The organism is Mammaliicoccus sciuri (genome assembly GCF_002901825.1).
GTDB classification, from domain to species: Bacteria; Bacillota; Bacilli; order Staphylococcales; family Staphylococcaceae; genus Mammaliicoccus; species Mammaliicoccus sciuri.
Window position 1 is genome coordinate 24,161 of sequence record NZ_PPQD01000030.1, and the last position, 18,300, is coordinate 42,460.

18 protein-coding genes are annotated in these 18,300 nt (G+C 33.0%); 9 read left to right on the plus strand and 9 right to left on the minus strand.

The window, feature by feature from the left end:
* The first annotated feature begins 5 nt into the window (after positions 1-5).
* The 7 genes from odhB to CD035_RS10005 all read left to right on the plus strand — a co-directional run bounded on the left by odhB (position 6) and on the right by CD035_RS10005 (position 8,556).
* Positions 6-1,250 (plus strand): 2-oxoglutarate dehydrogenase complex dihydrolipoyllysine-residue succinyltransferase, encoded by a 1,245-nt coding sequence (gene odhB, locus CD035_RS09975; RefSeq protein WP_048543004.1) that lies wholly within the window; start codon positions 6-8, stop codon positions 1,248-1,250.
* A gap of 755 nt (positions 1,251-2,005) precedes the next feature.
* On the plus strand, positions 2,006-2,821 hold the full coding sequence (locus CD035_RS09980) for a VOC family protein (RefSeq protein ID WP_048543006.1): 816 nt from the start codon (positions 2,006-2,008) through the stop codon (positions 2,819-2,821).
* Between the two features lie 15 nt (positions 2,822-2,836).
* Positions 2,837-3,040 (plus strand): DUF6501 family protein, encoded by a 204-nt coding sequence (locus CD035_RS09985; protein ID WP_048543008.1) that lies wholly within the window; start codon positions 2,837-2,839, stop codon positions 3,038-3,040.
* Positions 3,041-3,118: 78 nt separating this feature from the next.
* Positions 3,119-3,916, plus strand: a complete 798-nt coding sequence (locus tag CD035_RS09990) for an ATP-binding protein (RefSeq protein ID WP_048543010.1) — start codon at positions 3,119-3,121, stop codon at positions 3,914-3,916.
* Between the two features lie 10 nt (positions 3,917-3,926).
* Complete coding sequence (locus tag CD035_RS09995; RefSeq protein WP_048543012.1) at positions 3,927-5,813, plus strand: vWA domain-containing protein; 1,887 nt, start codon at positions 3,927-3,929, stop codon at positions 5,811-5,813.
* A 115-nt stretch (positions 5,814-5,928) separates the two neighbouring features.
* Positions 5,929-7,266, plus strand: a complete 1,338-nt coding sequence (gene brnQ, locus CD035_RS10000) for a branched-chain amino acid transport system II carrier protein (RefSeq protein ID WP_048543014.1) — start codon at positions 5,929-5,931, stop codon at positions 7,264-7,266.
* Between the two features lie 87 nt (positions 7,267-7,353).
* The gene (locus CD035_RS10005) at positions 7,354-8,556 is read left to right on the plus strand and encodes a DUF819 family protein (protein WP_048543016.1); all 1,203 of its coding nucleotides are present in this window, start codon (positions 7,354-7,356) and stop codon (positions 8,554-8,556) included.
* A 696-nt stretch (positions 8,557-9,252) separates the two neighbouring features.
* On the opposite strand, the gene CD035_RS10010 is transcribed toward CD035_RS10005, so the two are convergent.
* Genes CD035_RS10010 through CD035_RS10020 form a run of 3 tightly spaced genes read right to left on the minus strand, consistent with a single transcriptional unit; the run spans position 9,253 to position 11,446 of the window.
* A complete protein-coding gene (locus CD035_RS10010) occupies positions 9,253-10,455 on the minus strand; it encodes a toxic anion resistance protein (protein ID WP_048543017.1) in 1,203 nt (400 codons plus the stop codon).
* Entirely contained in the window at positions 10,448-11,161 is a 714-nt protein-coding gene (locus tag CD035_RS10015) for a 5-bromo-4-chloroindolyl phosphate hydrolysis family protein (protein WP_048543020.1), read from the minus strand. Before CD035_RS10015 ends, CD035_RS10010 begins: the two co-directional genes overlap by 8 nt.
* Positions 11,162-11,176: 15 nt before the next feature.
* The gene (locus tag CD035_RS10020) at positions 11,177-11,446 is read right to left on the minus strand and encodes an acylphosphatase (RefSeq protein WP_048543021.1); all 270 of its coding nucleotides are present in this window, start codon (positions 11,444-11,446) and stop codon (positions 11,177-11,179) included.
* 147 nt (positions 11,447-11,593) lie between these two features.
* On the opposite strand from CD035_RS10020, the gene CD035_RS10025 reads away from it, so the two are divergent.
* Together CD035_RS10025 and cspA are read left to right on the plus strand one after the other, a co-directional pair.
* Positions 11,594-11,896, plus strand: coding sequence for a DUF1033 family protein (locus CD035_RS10025; RefSeq protein WP_048543023.1), 303 nt, complete (start codon positions 11,594-11,596; stop codon positions 11,894-11,896).
* Between the two features lie 168 nt (positions 11,897-12,064).
* Positions 12,065-12,265 (plus strand): cold shock protein CspA, encoded by a 201-nt coding sequence (cspA, locus tag CD035_RS10030; protein WP_016912585.1) that lies wholly within the window; start codon positions 12,065-12,067, stop codon positions 12,263-12,265.
* Positions 12,266-12,371: 106 nt separating this feature from the next.
* Here the strand turns inward: cspA and lysA are convergent, their stop codons facing one another.
* The 6 genes from lysA to dapA form a co-directional block, all read right to left on the minus strand.
* A complete protein-coding gene (gene lysA, locus CD035_RS10035; protein ID WP_048543025.1) occupies positions 12,372-13,637 on the minus strand; it encodes a diaminopimelate decarboxylase in 1,266 nt (421 codons plus the stop codon).
* Positions 13,637-14,707, minus strand: a complete 1,071-nt coding sequence (gene alr / locus CD035_RS10040) for an alanine racemase (RefSeq protein ID WP_048543027.1) — start codon at positions 14,705-14,707, stop codon at positions 13,637-13,639. The genes lysA and alr overlap by 1 nt, the downstream gene beginning before the upstream one ends.
* Positions 14,707-15,855, minus strand: coding sequence for a M20 metallopeptidase family protein (locus CD035_RS10045; RefSeq protein WP_048543028.1), 1,149 nt, complete (start codon positions 15,853-15,855; stop codon positions 14,707-14,709). The genes alr and CD035_RS10045 overlap by 1 nt, the downstream gene beginning before the upstream one ends.
* A gap of 98 nt (positions 15,856-15,953) precedes the next feature.
* Positions 15,954-16,673 (minus strand): 2,3,4,5-tetrahydropyridine-2,6-dicarboxylate N-acetyltransferase, encoded by a 720-nt coding sequence (gene dapD, locus CD035_RS10050; RefSeq protein ID WP_048543030.1) that lies wholly within the window; start codon positions 16,671-16,673, stop codon positions 15,954-15,956.
* A 1-nt stretch (position 16,674) separates the two neighbouring features.
* Positions 16,675-17,412, minus strand: coding sequence for a 4-hydroxy-tetrahydrodipicolinate reductase (dapB, locus tag CD035_RS10055; RefSeq protein ID WP_048543032.1), 738 nt, complete (start codon positions 17,410-17,412; stop codon positions 16,675-16,677).
* Positions 17,409-18,299, minus strand: coding sequence for a 4-hydroxy-tetrahydrodipicolinate synthase (gene dapA / locus CD035_RS10060; protein ID WP_048543033.1), 891 nt, complete (start codon positions 18,297-18,299; stop codon positions 17,409-17,411). Before dapA ends, dapB begins: the two co-directional genes overlap by 4 nt.
* Position 18,300 lies beyond the last annotated feature (1 nt).

An 18,300-nucleotide genomic window follows, 5' to 3' on the forward strand; every position in this document is an offset into this window, starting at 1 on the left:
GAATCATGTCAGAGGTAAAAGTACCAGAATTAGCAGAATCAATTACAGAAGGAACAATTTCAGAATGGCTCAAATCAGTTGGTGACCAAGTTGAAAAAGGCGAAAATATCGTCGAACTTGAAACTGACAAAGTAAATGTTGAAGTCATTTCAGAAGTTGCAGGTGTTCTAACTGAAATCAAAGCTGAAGAAGGCGATACTGTTGAAGTAGGTTCAGTCATTGCAGTCGTTTCAGACGGAGAAGCACAACCAGCTTCAAACGATGCTAAACCTGAAAAGCAAGAAGAACCATCTAAAGAAGATGCAGGTAAACCAGAAGCTACAGAAACAAAAGAAGAAACAGCATCTTCAAATGAAAGAATTCAAGCAACACCATCAGCACGTCGTTTAGCACGTGAAAAAGGTATCGACTTAAGCAAGGTTAAGACTCAAGCAAGTGACGTTATTCGTCCAGAAGACGTTGAAAGTGCAGCTAAACCTCAACCACAAGCTAAACCAGCTGAGAAAAGCCAACCAGCACAAGCTAAATCTAATGACAATCCTTCTAAACCTGTTGTTCGTGAGAAATTATCACGTAGACGTCAAACAATAGCTAAGAAATTATTAGAAGTATCTAATAACACAGCTATGTTAACAACATTTAATGAAGTTGATATGACAAACGTAATGGAATTACGTAAACGTAAGAAAGAAAAATTCCAAGAAGACCATAACGGTACACGTTTAGGATTCATGTCATTCTTCACTAAAGCAGCAGTAGCAGCATTGAAGAAATATCCTGATGTAAATGCTGAAATTGATGGTACTGATTTAGTACTTAAACAATTCTATGATATCGGTATTGCCGTTTCTACAGAAGAAGGTTTAGTAGTACCAATCGTTAAAGATTGTGATAAGAAAAACTTCGCTGAAATCGAACAAGATATCGTAGACTTAGCTGTTAAAGCTAAAGACAAAAAATTAGGCTTAGATGACATGATGGGTGGATCATTCACTATTACAAATGGTGGCGTATTTGGTTCATTAATGTCTACACCAATCATCAATGGTACACAAGCTGCTATTTTAGGTATGCACTCAATTGTTACAAGACCAATTGCAATTGATAAAGATCGTATGGAAAATAGACCGATGATGTACATCGCATTAAGCTACGACCACAGAATAATTGATGGAAAACAAGCAGTAGGATTCTTAAAAACAATTAAAGACTTAATTGAAAATCCAGAAGATTTATTATTAGAATCTTAATATAGTATTATAGGAAAATACAACGACGATTTATCGTCGTTGTATTTTTTTCGTTTTATAAATTACCTCAAATCTGAGTTGTGGTTTTATTTTTAATTGAAAATGGCTTACTATAAAGAAAGTATTGAATTAAAGCTAGAATTTTAAATGAGGGATAATATGGTTCAAGTTATTTGCACTTTAAGCCAGAACTGCTAATAACGATACCAGTATTTGCACTTTGAGCCAGAACTGCTAATAACGATACCTGTATTTGCACTTTAAGCCAGAACTGCTAATAACGATACCAGTATTTGCACTTTAAGCCAGAACTGCTAATAACGATACCTGTATTTGCACTTTGAGCTAGAACTGCTAATAACGATACCAGTATTTGCACTTTGAGCCAGAACTGCTAATAACGATACCAGTATTTGCACTTTGGGCCAGAACTGCTAATAACAATACCAGTATTTGCACTTTGAGCCAGAACTGCTAATAACGATACCAGTATTTGCACTTTGGGCCAGAACTGCTAATAATGGGGGCCTTATTTACAAAACTCGTAAGAAGTGTAAATACTGGCGCTCTTATGAACACTTTCAGCTAAACTTGTTCGTAACGCGGCTCTTATGAACACTTTCGACCAAACTTGTTCGTAACGGCGACCACACAACCCAAAAATATATTTTTCATTATTCTCAATTTGATTGATTTGTCATACTTTGAATTTATTTGATATAATTTATAAGAATTCATATATAGGAGAGATATTCATGAATGGACTAAGAAGTGTTACATTATGGACTTTTGATATTAAAGAAACAGAGTCATTTTATAAAGATATTTTAGGGCTTAATACCTTGATGAACCATGAAAAGAATATCTTACATATCGGTGATGCAAAATTAGCGCCTGGTACGAGACTGATTTTCAAGCAATATTCTGGTGATTCAGATCAATTAGATACGCATTTTCACGGGATTGCTTTACGTGTACCGACTGATTACGCATTATATGAATATAAACAACAATTTGATGATCATCAAGTTAAATATGAGTCTGTACAACAATTAAATGGTAAGCATCTGTTTAAATTTTATGATAATAATGGACATGCGTTACATCTTATTTCTGATGAACAAAATTCTGGTGTGCCACTTGGAACTGCATATGATGGTGGTCCAATTAGTCCTATTCATCAAATTCAAGGAATAGGGCCGGTCATGGTTAAATCACCTGAGACTCAAGCAACTGGCTCATTATTAAATAATATTTTTGAGTTGCAATTGTTTGCCGAATACAAGACAATAGATGATGAGTCAGCTATCGTATTTAAAGTCGGTGCTGGTGGAAATGGCGGAGAGTTACATTTGATTGATTATCCAAATGTGATTGAGTCATTAAATCCACCTATCGAAAGAGTAGCAATCTCCATTGATGATATCGATCATTTTGAAAAAATTGTTAATCACGTTAAAGAAATTGAATTGGAACATCATATTATTCAACATGAAGCCGGCTTAATTTCGTTATATGTGCGTGACTTAACTGGCATCATCATTACAATTACATATGACACAGTGAATTAAAGGAGCGGTTTATTTATGTTACATGAAACTTGGAAAGAAAATCACGTTATTAAACAAGTAGAAGTTACACATACAGATGCAGAAAAATTTAAAGTATCTGATATGTTAACAGTTGGTAAAACATATGATGTCGTTAATGAAACAGAAGAATATTATCAAATCATTGATAATTCTGGACTTGTTGGCGGCTACTACAAAACATACTTTAAAGAAGTATAAATATACGAGAAGAGTCTGATACATCTATATGTTCCGGACTCTTTTTTAAGTATATAAAATGTACTAAAGGAGAACACAATGGCTAATTTTAATAAATATTTAAACAACGATGAAACAATATATGATGATGCTTTGTCTATGATAAAGCTTAATAAGAATATACTTTTAAAAGGACCGACTGGTTCTGGTAAAACGAAACTAGCTGAAACACTTGCGAGAGATTTAAACAAACCGATGCATTCTGTAAACTGTTCTGTAGATTTAGATGCAGAAAGTTTATTAGGTTTCAAAACAATTGAAACAAACGAACAAGGTCATCAACAAATCGTATTTATCGACGGACCTGTTATTAAAGCAATGAAGAATGGCGATATATTATATATTGATGAAATCAATATGGCGAAACCAGAAACGTTACCTATTTTAAATGGTGTATTAGACTTTAGAAGATCGTTAACGAATCCATTTACAGGTGAAGTCGTACAAGCTAAAGAAGGCTTTTCAGTTGTTGCTGCAATCAACGTAGGATACATTGGAACATTACCAATGAACGAAGCATTAAAAAACAGATTCGTTGTCTTGGATATTGATTATATAGATGGCGAAACTTTAAAAATGATTATTAAAGAGCAAAGTGCATTACAAGAAGATGAAATCATCGATTCAATTGTTCAATTTAATAAAGATTTACGCATTATGTCGAGCCAAGGTCAAATTTCAGAAGAGTCAGCGAGTATAAGAGCATTGATTGACTTAGCTGATTTAGCGACTGTTATTCCAGTTAGACGTGCGATTAAACGTGCCATTATAGACAAAATAGACGACGAAAGAGAACAACAAGCCATACAAAATGCAATTGAATTAATTTTCGAGTAAGGAGAATATCATGAGTGATCGTTTTATATTATTTAATGACGAACAAATCGATGCACAACAAATAATGATGTTAACTGATTTAGCAAAATTATTACTTGAAGATCCAAACGTTAAAGTTTCTTTCCAAAAATTCCAACACTATGATCCTATCAACAATACTTGTAATGTTAGTTTCACTTGGTTACATCGACCTGAACACATTATAAATGCAGGACTAAAATCCGACATTATGTTAGATACTTTAGGATTTAAACATACAGATCCAGCTATTTATAAAGAAGTATTAGATGAATCATTTGATCATATGAGCTTTTTTAAACAATTATTTATGCTCATTGAAGAATACCGTCTTTCAAATCTGATTATGGTTAAACGTCCAGTCACTAAAAAGTTGTTCAAACATAGACTGAATGTCAAAATCAAACAAAATAATAGTCAAATCCATGTTTATCAAACGAAGACAACTTATACAGACTTATTATTTTTAGCAATAGAACATGCTATTTTAAATGAAAATTTCATAAACAATATTTCAATAAATGATGATTTTGATGATGCACTTGTACAAGTGTTTAATCGTTTAACGCAAATATTCAACTTGCAATCATCAGAAGATAGTTATGATTTAGCTGTAAGTATCATGATTTTAGTGGATTATTTGTTAAAAGAAGATATGCTCAACCAGTATTATCATATACCTGAGCGTATTTATCGTTCTTATGAAGAAGAATGGACTTTAGAAGATTTAAAACGTCAAGATGCGGCTAACACTAATCAAAGTCATGAACAAGAACATGATCCTGACGATATTGAAACTGAAGATGCTAAAACAAAGACAAACGATAGTCAAACTGACAGCACTTCTTATTTAGAAATGGAACTTCACGAAGGCGAAAATAGCGACATTCTTACAGACAACGATAGAGAAGGTGACGCTGGCGATGATATGACGGATATGATGGAGAAAAAAGGTAAGGGTTCTAATAATACTTTAGATGATGAAGAGGGCGGCGCACAAGGTCTTAATCAGCAATATCAACTTAAAGGTATTAACCAAAATGTTTCTCTGACTTTCAATCGACCAGATATTTTACCGGCGCATGTGTCAGCCTATAAAGAAGCTGTTGATAGTGTTCAGTTTGAAATAAAAGACTTAACAAGTATTATCCAAAAATCAATGAATCATCAATATAGTGATATTAGAGAGAACTTAACTAAAGGTAGATTGCAAAAGAACTTACTAAATTGGTTTATCGATGATCAATATAAACTATTCTTCAAAAAGGATGCATTTAGTAGAAAATTAGATGCAACATTCACATTATTAGTTGATGCATCAGCAAGTATGCACGATAAAATGGAAGAAACTAAAAAAGGTGTCGTCCTATTCCACGAAACACTTAAAAATTTAGATATTAAACATGAAATTCTAGGTTTTAGTGAAGATGCTTTTGAAGCTGATAAATTAAATCAACCTAATACAATCGAAGAGCTCATCTTATATAATGAATCAACACTTAAACAAAATGACGCAAGAATTATGACGCTTGAACCACAAGATGATAATCGTGACGGTGTCGCTTTAAGAGTTGCAACACAACATTTACTTCAAAGATCTGAGACACAAAAATTCTTAATTGTATTTTCTGATGGGGAACCTTCAGCTTTTGATTATGCAGAAGACGGCATTATAGATACACATGAAGCTGTGATAGAAGCAGATAAACAAGGAATTTATGTCTTTAATGTATTCCTTAATCAAGATGTGATTGATGAAGCCACGAAAAAGACTGTTCATAACATCTATGGTAAACAAAGTTTATTTGTAGAAGGTGTTGAAAATTTACCATACCAATTGGCACCGTTATTAAAAAAATTACTGTTGCAATCTATATAATTAGCAAAACTAAATAATAACATTCTTTTTTAAATTTTCAGAAATTTCATATAGACGAAAACAAACTCCAATGATAAAATATAAATTATTGTTAGACGCAAAAGGAGTAAAATATATGAACAAGAATATTTTTGTAGTAGGGTTTATGTTATTCGCGATATTCTTTGGTGCCGGGAACCTAATATTCCCACCAGCATTAGGATTATCGAGCGGTCATTTCTTCTGGCCAGCAATATTTGGTTTTGTAATTACGGGAATCGGTTTACCACTTATTGGTGTAATCGCAGGTTCAATTGAGGACAAGGGATACAGAGTTTCATTAAGTAAAATTCATCCAGTCTTTGCAGTTATATTATTAATTGCAATTTCTTTAACGATAGGACCACTATTCGCAATACCACGTACGGCAGCAACATCTTTCGAGATGGGTATTACACCAATTTTTGATACAAATAGTTCAATGGCTTTATTTATATTCTCACTTATTTACTTTGTGATTGTTTTTTACTTAAGTTTCAACTCAAGTAAAATGGTCGATAAAGTCGGTGCGATATTAACACCTTTACTATTAATCTCGATTACAGCATTAATTATTAAAGCATTCTTCTCATTAGGTGGAGGAGCTACAGTTGAAGGTGATCCTGCAGTATATAGTAGTGCTGGAACAAGCTTTGGTAAAGGTTTCGTTGAAGGCTACTTAACAATGGATGCTATCGCAGCTATTGCTTTCTCACTCATTGTTATTACAGCAATTAAGAGTAAAGGTGTAACGAGAGAAACAGGATTATTCAAACAAACAATTTATGCAGGTGTTATTGCAGCAATTGCACTTGGATTTATTTACATCTCATTAGGTTGGATCGGAAATCACATGAATGTTTCAGCTGAGACACTAAAAGAATTAAACGATAACGGTCAAAATATCGGTACATATCTCTTAACAACAGCCGCGCAATTAGCATTCGGTGAATTTGGTAAATATTTAATCGGTATTATCGTTGCATTAGCTTGTTTAACAACAGCTACAGGTTTAATCGTGTCAGTAAGTGAATTCTTCCACGAAATTATACCTAAAATTTCTTACAAATGGTTTGTAACAATCTTTACATTAATTAGTTTCATCCTTTCAAACCAAGGTTTAACTACAGTAATTAAAGGTTCACTACCAGTATTATTAGTGTTATATCCAATCGCAATTACAGCTGTATTATTAATTGTTCTTGCTAAATACGTTGGAACACCACCAATTGCTCAACAATTATCAGTGGCACTTGTAACAATTATTTCATTAATATCAGTTGTAAACCAAATGGGTTGGGCTAAAATTGGATTTATTCAACAATTACCATTATCAACTTACCAAATGGAATGGATACCTTTCGCAATCGTAGGATTCATCATTGGATTTATAATCGGTAAAGTTAAGAATCAAGCACCAATCACATATTCGTAAGTTGTATAAGAATCTTCAAAATTATTTTGAAGATTCTTATTTTTTATGTCATCATATTGATAACAAAATAAAAAGGGGTTGGTATTCATGATATTAAATGCATTCATAAACAAAGATGAAACATGGCTTTTGTGGGCAATTCTAGTAGGTATTGCAGCCATTAGTATCTTCTTAGAACAGAGATATCAATTTGCAGCAAAACTAACAGGCGCTATCATTGCATTAGTTGGTGCGATGATATTATCCAATCTCAATATCATTCCGATTGAATCACCTGTCTATGACCAAGTGTGGGAATATGTCATTCCATTAGCAATACCTTTACTTTTATTTAGATCAAACATATTTAAAATTTGGAAAGAAAGTAGAAGACTTTTATTCATATTCCTAATCAGTTCAGTAGGTACTGTAGTAGGTGTTGGAGCAGGATTTTTATTACTTCACCAATTCATACCTGAACTAGATAAAATCGGTGCTATGATGACTGGTAGTTACATAGGTGGTGGTGTAAATTTTGCAGCACTTAGCACGAAATTCCAAACACCAGGCGAATTAGTATCTGCAACTGTTGTAGCCGATAATAGTGTAATGGCATTCTACTTCATTGTACTGATTACGCTACCGAATATGACATTTATTAAAAAATATTTTAAAAGACTTTATAATTCAAACGATGATGCAAACAGTAATCAAGCAGAAGCGTATTGGAAACGAAATGATATAAGTTTAAAAGATATTGCTTATTCAATTTCCATAGCATTTGTATTAGTTGCGATTAGCTTTAAAATTTCAGAACTTGTTAATGAATACATTCCTAAAAATAATCACTTTATGGAAATATTAGTGAGTATCATAGGTGACCAATTTTTATTATTAACGACATTAACACTTGTTACAGTGGCTATGTTTAGTAAATTCTTTGAGAATTTAAACGCTTCTGATGAACTCGGTACATTTTTAATATATATTTTCTTTGTCGTAATAGGTGTACCTGCATCTATACCAATCATTATCAAAACAGCACCATTATTATTTATTTTCGTCGCAGTTATTTTGATTTTCAATTTATCTATAACATTATGCTTCGGTAAATTGTTCAAATTCAATATTGAGGAGATGTTACTAGCTAGTAATGCAAATGCCGGAGGACCAACAACAGCAGCTGCATTAGCGATTTCTAAAGGGTGGCAAGGATTAGTAGGACCCATTTTAATCATCGGTACTCTAGGTTATGTAATCGGAAATTACGTCGGAACATTAATGGGGTATTTCTTAAGTCAATTTATGTAAGAGGGTGTAGGGATGAGTAGAGTGATGTAGGAGATGTGAGTTTGTTGGGATTTAACACAGATCTAAAACTATCTCTTGGCTTTATTCATCCTTTAAGCCAAGACTTAGGCTATCTCTTGGCTTTATTCAGCACTTAAGCCACAACTTAGGCTATCTCTTGGCTTTATTCAGCACTTAAGCCACAACTTAGGCTATCTCTTGGCTTTATTCAGTACTTAAGCCATGACTTGGACTATCTCTTGGCTTTATTCAGTACTTAAGCCACAACTTAGGCTATCTCTTGGCTTTATTCAGTACTTAAGTCACGACTTGGACAATCTCTTGGCTTTATTCAGTACTTAAACCACAACTTAGGCTATCTCTTGGCTTTATTCAGCACTTAAGCCACAACTTAGGCTATCTCTTGGCTTTATTCAGTACTTAAGCCATGACTTGGACTATCTCTTGGCTTTATTCAGTACTTAAGCCACGATCTCTACTCCAAAATTATTGTATTGAAATAGCCATTTTCTAATATAGCAAGTATCTATATTGTATTTTTCGATAAGATATTACATCCTTCGTTTCCACTTTTATATTCTCGAATCAATTTTAATTTGAAATCTAAACTATATTTTTTATTCATAAATAAACACCCCTAAAGTTGAATTTTAGTTCAACTTTAGGGGTGCACTTAATTGTTGGTGGGTCTATTATTTATGATTTAAATGTGTTTCTCAATTGCTGCTGTTCGTCTTTGAGTTGTAATAATTTTGTTTTTAAGTCTTGTTCTAAGCTTTGTAATTCTTGTTCTGCTTGCTGACGTTTACGTGTGCCGTCTTCTTGTATGCGTAATGTTTCTTGAATTGTATCTACTATATTAGTTTGGGTCGTCTTCAATGTTTCGATATCAACGATGCCTCGTTCATTTTCTTCAGCTGTTCTTATCGCATTCTGTTTCAACATTTCAGAGTTCTTCAGCAATAATTCATTAGTTGTATCTGTTACTTTTTTCTGAGCTTCTGAAGCGCCTTGTTGTCTTAAAAGTGTTAAAGCGATTGCCATTTGATTTTTCCATAATGGGATACTCGTTAAAATTGAACTTTGAATTTTTTCGGCTAAAGTTTGATTAATATTTTGTATCATTCTAATTTGTGGGGCAGATTGTAATGTGATTTGTCTAGAAAGTTGTAAGTCATAAATTCTTTTTTCTAGTCGATTAATATATTGTTGTAAATCTGCCAGTTCTTGTACATCCATTTGATTATTAGATGCTTTAACTTTTTGTTCTAATTCTACAAGATTATGTTGTTTCAACTCGTCGCGTTTCTTTTCTGCTGCTGCGATATAAATATTTAATGCATCAAAGTAAGCTTTATTTTCTTCATATAATTGATCTAATAAGCCTACATCTTTCATTAGCATATTTTGTGATTTCTGAAGTTCTACAGATATTCGATCGACTTGTGCACCAACAGATTGATATTTACTAAACATTTCATTTACAGAACGTTCAGCTCTTCTAAAAATGCGTTTCAATCTAGATTGATTTTGTTTTTGTAATTCATCTGGATTTACTTCTTTTAATTTATTCATTAAATTTCTTAATGAATTACCAATAGGTCCTACATCTTTAGATTGTACTTGAGTAAGCATTTGATGTGAGAACTGTGATAATTTATTTTGTGCTTGTTGACCATAGAGTAGAAGACCATCATTATCTAATGGTTTAATTTGCTTAGCAATCTCAGCAATTTTACGTTGATCTTCATCTGAGAATGTCTTTTCGTAAGTTGATGTTACATCAGAAGGGGTCTGTTGTTCTGTAATTTCTGAAGTTTGTGGTGTTAACGCTTCTGATGAATCTTTAAATGGGTCATCAATAAGGTCGTCAAATAAGTTCTTATTCGTTTCAGTCATTGTTACGCTCCATTTCATATTCATATTTTTTATGAGTTTTTGTTAAATTTACTTTTTCTTTCGTTGATTCTGGAATGCCTTTTCTATAGCTATTTCTTTGTTTAGCAATATCAGCAAGTTCCATTTCAATATCTAATTGATGATAACTCGATTCATTTAATTCTTTTAAATCGGCAACGAGTGTTCGTTTATTTTCATCAATCGTAAGCTTTGTTTGTTTAAGTTTAGCTTTTTCTTCTTTAGATTTATTCGGCATACGTTGTAAAAGTGTGTAATTATCAATTAAATTCACAGTATTATCTAAGTGAGAGTAGAAGAAGCTTTCGACTTTATAAAATTTCTCAGGTGACTGTTTAACTGTGTTATAAATTGTACGTGCTAATTTAGCAACTTCGTTTAAGTTCTTGAATTCTTTATATGATCTGATTCGCATATAATTTTTATAAAGTCTTTTCAATTTTGGTTGCGCTTCGTTTAACTGTTTTCTAATAAAATGAAATTCTCTTCGTGTTAAACCCATTTCTTTCAAATAACGTCGTGAACTATACCATTGTATTGGTAAAAAGCTAATAACGTAAGTACCTGCAAATACAGCCATATCGATAAGATAATTTAAATCTAATTGAAAAACACTAAATAAAAAAGCAATAAATGATATAGGTACTGCTAATAATGCACCTAATACATATGATAAATTATATTTCATTGTCATCTTCCTAAATTATAACGTTTTGAAATGCTTAGTTTTTTCGTCTAAAGTGGTATCTTCGATTGTATAATTTTCTACAACTGAAGCTGGCGCTACTCCCTGGATAACACCATCAGTAAATTGTTTTAATTGATCTTCTTCACCACTTGCGTATATTTCTACATAATCGCTGACATTTTCAACGGTACCGACTATTTTATGTTTCTTAGCGAGTTGAGCAGTGAAAAATCGAAACCCAACACCTTGTACGCGTCCAAAAACTTTTATATGTTTTCCGTTCATATTTATCACCTCATATCTTTATTATAAAGGGTTCAGTGTAAAAAAACTAATAATTAGAAACAAATCGACAAGCTATTTTCTTGATTTAATAATCAATAAGATTTAAATTAACTCTAGGGCAATTTTCTAAATAGGGGAGATTTTAAGATGTATAAAATCGTAACAATCCGAACAGATTATGAGGGATGGTGGCTGTTTGACGATTGGAAAGACTATATCATTAAAGAAATTGAATGTCATGACTATGAAGAAATGGTCAATCAATATCATAATCTACTTAATCAATATCAAACGAAGTTTACTAATGAACTTGTAGGTAAACATAACATACATGCTTTCTATAATAATTGTGATCTATCTTACTGTGAAGACTGCGAAGAAGATATGCAAATATTTTATAGTATTCTTATATTAAATGACAATTCAATTTATACACCATTACCAAAATAATAAATTCTGAAAATATCTTAAATGGTATTGCATTTGAATTTTCTGTGACGTATAATAAGTAATAGCAATATCGTTATTCCATATTGCAAATAACATTATTAATTAATTGTGTTTTTTGTAATATGCGAATATCGCATATTGAATTTTAGTCTTGGAGGTTTCACAATTATGAAACAAGGTACAGTTAAATGGTTTAACGCAGAAAAAGGATTTGGCTTCATCGAAATTGAAGGAGAAAATGACGTATTCGTACATTTCTCAGCAATTAACCAAGAAGGTTACAAATCTTTAGAAGAAGGTCAAGCAGTAGAATTCGAAGTAGTTGAAGGCGACCGTGGCCCACAAGCTGCAAACGTTGTAAAACTATAATATATATGAATTTGAACGACTAAAAAGAAACCCTAACGATGTTAGGGTTTCTTTTTGCGTTATCATATTGTTATTATTTAATAATAAATTTCATGATTTCAGCTTATTATTTTACGTCATTCATAATCAATTGTTTTAAAGTTTGTCTCTTAATAACTTCTCTTGCTTTTCCATCTTTAACAAATAGAACTGAAGGTTTAAGCATTTGATTATAATTTGAACTCATAGAGTAATGGTAAGCACCTGTAGATAATACAGCTATATAATCACCGATTTTTGTAGATTTAGGAAGTTTCATATCTCTACCAATTAAGTCGCCTGATTCACATAACTTACCAGCAATTGTGACTTCATGTGTATCTTCATCATTTCTATTCACTAACAACGCTTTATATTGTGCATCATAAAGTGCCGTTCTAATATGATCACTCATACCACCATCAATCGATACATACGTATTAACATTAGGAATCTCTTTAATCGTTCCTACTTGATACAACGTAACGCCCGCTTCACCAACAATTGAACGGCCTGGCTCTATAGAGATTTCTGGAATAGCCATGTCATATTTTTGACTATTTTCTTTGATCGCATCTGTAATCAACTTAATACCATCTTCAATAGGGTAACTTTTATCCGCTTCAGTATATTTAATACTAAATCCGCCACCTAAATTTAATATATCAATCTCAATATCATGTTCTTTTAACCATTCAAATACAATTTGGATTGTGTTGATTGTACCATCCGCTTCAAAAATTTGTGATCCAATATGGAAGTGAATACCTTTGAAGTCTATTTTATCTGATTCTTGTAAAGCACGTACACCTTCAAGTGCCGTACCGTGTTTAATAGACAAGCCAAATTTACTATCTTCTTGACCCGTTTGGATAAATTCATGAGTATGTGCTTCAACGCCAGGATTAACTCTTAAAACAGCTTTAATAGGCTTAGAAGCTAATCTATTAATACGTGTGATTTCATCTAAAGAATCAATTACGAAATATTCAACGCCGCTTTCAATAGCATATTCAATTTCTTCATTCGTCTTATTGTTACCGTGAAAATGAATTTTACTTGGATCAAATCCACTTGCTAAAGCTGTATATAATTCACCTTCAGATACGACATCTAGACCCATTTCTTCTTCTTCCATCAACTTAAACAATTGAATACTACTAAAGGCTTTAGAAGCATAAGAGATATTATATGATAATCCACTTTCTTTAAAAGCTTCATGGAATCTTCTACATTGTGTTCTAATTTGTTCCTCATCATATACGATAGTAGGGGTACCAAAACTTGCAGCTATCGTTTGTAATGATACATTGCCCATTGTGAGAACACCTTGGTCATTATATTTAACTGTCATTATCTAATCTCCTTTATTAATGAATGATGGTTTAATGCACTGATTTGCTCAGAATTTGCACCAACACCTTTAAATGTAAATTCATCAATCCTTATATCGTTACCATACATAACGACTTGATCACCACTTTGGATTGTATCATCTACTTCAACGAACATGTGACTCATCATCAACCCTCTAATTGGATAGCGCTTTTGATTAATAAGCGCATCATGTTTCGCTCTTGTCTTAAGTATACCGTCTCCATAGCCAATATCAACTACAGCAATGTTACAATCTTTATCAGCTTTATATTGGAAACTATAACCACAAGTTTCTCCTTTTTTAATAGGGCGAACTTGTATCACATTTGCTGTGACAGTAAAGTTTTGTTCTGTAAGTGAAGTAGGGAGGGTACTATAAGGTCTTGAACCATAAAGTATAATACCGAGACGCGCATGCGTATGTTGATTTAACAATCCGTCTTCTCGTACATAACTTGCACTATTTTGTGCATGAATAAATTTAAAGGCATAACCTTGGTCTAATATAAATGATAAACAATTAACCCAAGCTTGTCTTTCTGTTTCATATTCATCGCCACCGAATTCATCCGCATATCCGAAATGCGTCCAAATACCTTCCATAATCGCTTGCTCTGCAATAGGTAAGCTTTCATTATGTTTGAGTACTTGTAACATTTCATCTTGGTCTTTCAAACCAGAACGGTGTAAAAGATTTTCAAGTTCTAAATGTAATTTAATGCCCGCTAAATCTTCAATATGTTCATGATAGAATGTTAATGATGGTAACGTCATCGCAATGTTATGTGTCTTTAATGTTTCAAATTCAATAGAAGGGTTCATCAAAAAGATATTCACTTGTTTATCTATTTCACGAATTCTTACCGCTTCATGAAGTGATGTTGTACTGAATGTTTGAATACCTGCTTGAATAAAGGATTTAACTGCGAATTCTAGTCCAAAATGATAAGCATCGTTTTTCACGACAGCCATAACTTTGTTATCTTTAATAACATTTTTAGCATTTTTTATAAAATTTTGTTCATCAATCGTAATACGTGCTACCATTATTTGTCCGCTCCTTGATTTAATAGTGCTGTATAGTAATCAGCGACACTGATTAATACTTCTTCATCGAAATTGAGTCTATTTGTATGTAGACCATAAATATAATCTTTTTCAACATTGCGTGTTCCAAAAAAGACAAAATAACTTGGTGCTAATTGACAATAGAAACTAAAGTCTTCACCAAATAAATAAGGCTTTTCTAGTTCATGTAGTGTTAAGTCTAGGCTCGTTAAAGCTTCTTTAACACCCTCATATAATTGTGCATCATTTGTAGTAGGTGGATACCCTTCAGCAAAATCAACCGTACATGTCACACCAAATAACAATTCAACACTTTCTGCAATTTTTTGCATTTGATTTTTAACAATTTCAAGATCATTCGTATCATATGTACGAATCGTTCCTTCTAAGTAACCATTCTCTGGAACGGTATTAATGGCTTCGCCAACATTGAACTGTCCAACATGAACAATATTGCGATTTAAACCATTTAAATGAAATTGCTGAATTTGTGTAACTTGAGAAAGGACATGCATCATCGCTTCTGATGCTGCTTTACCATCTTCTTTACTGGCAACATGACTCGAGCTTCCTTTTAAGTAAAATCGATACTCTGTTGCACTAGCTGTAATTTCATCATTTTTAAAGGCTACTGTGCCGACATCTTCAAATGGCATAATATGAACGCCATAAATTTTCTCTATATGATATTTATCAAACACGTTTGATTGGATTAATTGATTTGCACCGGCTTCAGTTTCTTCTGAAGGTTGGAATATAAATACTACATTATGCGGTAATTCACCTTTATCATATAAAGCTTTACAACGTTGCGTAAAAAGCATTAACGCTGTCGTATGACCATCATGACCACATGCATGCATAACTTGATCAACCGTACTTTTATAAGGTACATCGTTTACTTCTTGAATAGGTAAGGCATCGATATCCGCTCGATACGCAATAGTATGACTCGAATTGCCTTCTAAATAACCAATGATACCCGTTTGAATAGGGCGTTCGTAAGGAATATTTAATTGTTTTAAGAAGTCTTCAACGTATGCAGTTGTCTCATATTCTTGCATACTTAACTCTGGATGTTGATGTAAGTATCTTCTTGTATTTTTCACAAATTCTAATTCAGACATTTAACTCAGTCCTTTGTATTATGTATAGAAAGAGGGAGCGGGATAGAAATTTCATTTAAGGAAAATGATATTGCAGTCCCGCCCCGACTAAAATGATATTATTGATTTAAATTACGTAAAGCAGATACAATTTCTTTTTTACCGTCTTGAACATCTGCTGATTGTTTAATAACTTTAGCCGGTGTACCAGCTACTACTGCGCCAGCAGGAACATCTTTAGTTACGATAGCACCAGCTGCAACAATTGCACCTTTGCCGACTCTAACACCTTCAAGGATAACAGCATTTGCACCGATTAATACGTCATCTTCAATTACTACAGGTGATGCACTTGGTGGTTCAATAACACCCGCTAATACTGATCCAGCACCAACGTGTACATTTTTACCAGTTGTTGCACGTCCACCTAAAGTAGCGTTCATATCTACCATTGTACCTTCACCAACAACAGCACCGATATTGATTGTAGCACCCATCATAACAACCGCACCGTCTTCAATAACTGCATGTTCTCTAATGAAAGCACCTGGTTCGATTCTTGCATTTGTATTTGTTAAGTCTTTTAATGGAATTGCTGAATTGCGACGATCATGTTCAATTTCTAAATCTGTAATAGCTGATTGATTCGCTTCATAAAAGCTCTTCCAATCTTTAGCATCACAGAAAATTGTTTTAGATGTTTCAGAACCAAATACTTTAAATGACTCTGGGAATTCAACATTTTCAAATGCGCCGTTTACATAAACCTTTAAAGGCGTTACTTTCTCTGCCTCACTAATATATTGTATAATTTCTTCTGCCGTAAAATCTTTAACCATGTTAAATTCTCTCCTCATTTAAATTATTGTATGTGTAATATCCGTTTTCTTTATTGACTAGAACATCTGCTACATTAATTGCGCCATTAGCGAAGATATCTTTAGACTGCGCACGATGTGTGATTTCAATCGTTTCGTCATGGCCAGCAAATAATACTTGATGTTCTCCAACAATTGTACCACCACGTTGTGAACTAATGCCAATTTCTGCAGGTTCACGTTTAATAGTTGATTCATGTCTATCATAAACTGGTACAGATTGTGCTCTTTTTTCTTTAATTGCATCATATAGTTGAACGAGTGTACCACTTGGTGCATCGACTTTCTTATTATGGTGCTTTTCTAACATTTCAATATCAAAGTCTTCTAATAATGGTACTGCATATTGAATAATTTCTTTGAGTATATGCACGCCATAGCTCATATTTGCGCTGAAAAATACAGGCATATTTTGAGATTTTTCTTTTAACTTTTCTATGATTTGTTCTTTTTCACCAGTCGTTGCGATAACTAAAGGTAATGTGAAGTCTTCTTCTAATAATGGCAATAATAATTCAGGATTAGAAAAGTCTATCGCCACATCCGCTTCTGGCGCTTCTGAAATAGATTCAAAAGCAGGGTAGGGATATGATTTCGTTGAATCCTTCACGACAACACCAACTATTTCGTTGTCTCTTTCTTCTGCTAATCTTGCGACGCGTTCATTCATTGCGCCATATCCGATTAATAATATCTTCATTGTTTTACACCATCTTTAAACTTAGTAAATGCTTCACTTAAAACTTTTCTTTCTTGTTCTTCCAATGTAACAAGCGGTAATCTTACTTCATAACAACCGAAACCTAATTCAGACGTTAATAACTTAATCGGCACTGGATTAACATCTACACTTAAGTGATTAAGTAATTCTGTAATATCACGATTTAAAGTGTTTGCTTGTTCTAATTGATCATTAACGACATAATCATATAATTGTTGTGTTTCTTGTGGTATAGCATTTGCTACAACTGAAATTAATCCCGCTCCGCCTAATTGATAGTAATCCAACATATTGTCATCATTACCACTATATAATGCAAAGTCACTTGGTAATTGTTGTTTTAAAGTTTTTGCATATTCTAAATCTCCTGTCGCATCTTTTAAAGCCACGATGTATGGATTTTCACTTAGTTTAAGCACCGTTTCAATATCTATCGTCATATTTGTTCTTGATGGGACATTATAAAGTACAACAGGTAATGCAACTTCATCCGCAATTTTTGTGAAATGCGCGATTAATCCACGCTGACTCGTCTTGTTGTAATAAGGTGTGATTAACATAATCGCATCAGCACCTAATTCTTTAGCTTTTATAGAAGCATCGATAGAAGCTTGCGTATTGTTTGTACCTGTACCTGCTATAACTGGAACACGGCCATTGACTTTTTTAATCCCACATTCTAATAACGTATTTCTTTCTTCTGTTGTAAGGGTAGGGTTCTCTGCTGTTGTTCCGTTAATAATAATACTTTTAACACCATTATCTATTAAAAATTCTATATGATTTTCAAAGGCTTCGTAGTCTACATCCTCATTTGTAAATGGTGTTGTAAGGGCAACGCCCACACCGTTAAAAATATGTGACATA

What these genes read in the sequence shown, in the direction of transcription:
- odhB (WP_048543004.1), top strand. Translation starts at nt 6, where the DNA reads ATGTCAGAGGTAAAAGTACCAGAATTAGCAGAATCAATTACAGAAGGA.
- CD035_RS09980 (WP_048543006.1), top strand. Translation starts at nt 2,006, where the DNA reads ATGAATGGACTAAGAAGTGTTACATTATGGACTTTTGATATTAAAGAA.
- CD035_RS09985 (WP_048543008.1), top strand. Translation starts at nt 2,837, where the DNA reads ATGTTACATGAAACTTGGAAAGAAAATCACGTTATTAAACAAGTAGAA.
- CD035_RS09990 (WP_048543010.1), top strand. Translation starts at nt 3,119, where the DNA reads ATGGCTAATTTTAATAAATATTTAAACAACGATGAAACAATATATGAT.
- CD035_RS09995 (WP_048543012.1), top strand. Translation starts at nt 3,927, where the DNA reads ATGAGTGATCGTTTTATATTATTTAATGACGAACAAATCGATGCACAA.
- brnQ (WP_048543014.1), top strand. Translation starts at nt 5,929, where the DNA reads ATGAACAAGAATATTTTTGTAGTAGGGTTTATGTTATTCGCGATATTC.
- CD035_RS10005 (WP_048543016.1), top strand. Translation starts at nt 7,354, where the DNA reads ATGATATTAAATGCATTCATAAACAAAGATGAAACATGGCTTTTGTGG.
- CD035_RS10010 (WP_048543017.1), bottom strand. Translation starts at nt 10,455, where the DNA reads ATGACTGAAACGAATAAGAACTTATTTGACGACCTTATTGATGACCCA.
- CD035_RS10015 (WP_048543020.1), bottom strand. Translation starts at nt 11,161, where the DNA reads ATGAAATATAATTTATCATATGTATTAGGTGCATTATTAGCAGTACCT.
- CD035_RS10020 (WP_048543021.1), bottom strand. Translation starts at nt 11,446, where the DNA reads ATGAACGGAAAACATATAAAAGTTTTTGGACGCGTACAAGGTGTTGGG.
- CD035_RS10025 (WP_048543023.1), top strand. Translation starts at nt 11,594, where the DNA reads ATGTATAAAATCGTAACAATCCGAACAGATTATGAGGGATGGTGGCTG.
- cspA (WP_016912585.1), top strand. Translation starts at nt 12,065, where the DNA reads ATGAAACAAGGTACAGTTAAATGGTTTAACGCAGAAAAAGGATTTGGC.
- lysA (WP_048543025.1), bottom strand. Translation starts at nt 13,637, where the DNA reads ATGACAGTTAAATATAATGACCAAGGTGTTCTCACAATGGGCAATGTA.
- alr (WP_048543027.1), bottom strand. Translation starts at nt 14,707, where the DNA reads ATGGTAGCACGTATTACGATTGATGAACAAAATTTTATAAAAAATGCT.
- CD035_RS10045 (WP_048543028.1), bottom strand. Translation starts at nt 15,855, where the DNA reads ATGTCTGAATTAGAATTTGTGAAAAATACAAGAAGATACTTACATCAA.
- dapD (WP_048543030.1), bottom strand. Translation starts at nt 16,673, where the DNA reads ATGGTTAAAGATTTTACGGCAGAAGAAATTATACAATATATTAGTGAG.
- dapB (WP_048543032.1), bottom strand. Translation starts at nt 17,412, where the DNA reads ATGAAGATATTATTAATCGGATATGGCGCAATGAATGAACGCGTCGCA.
- dapA (WP_048543033.1), bottom strand. Translation starts at nt 18,299, where the DNA reads ATGTCACATATTTTTAACGGTGTGGGCGTTGCCCTTACAACACCATTT.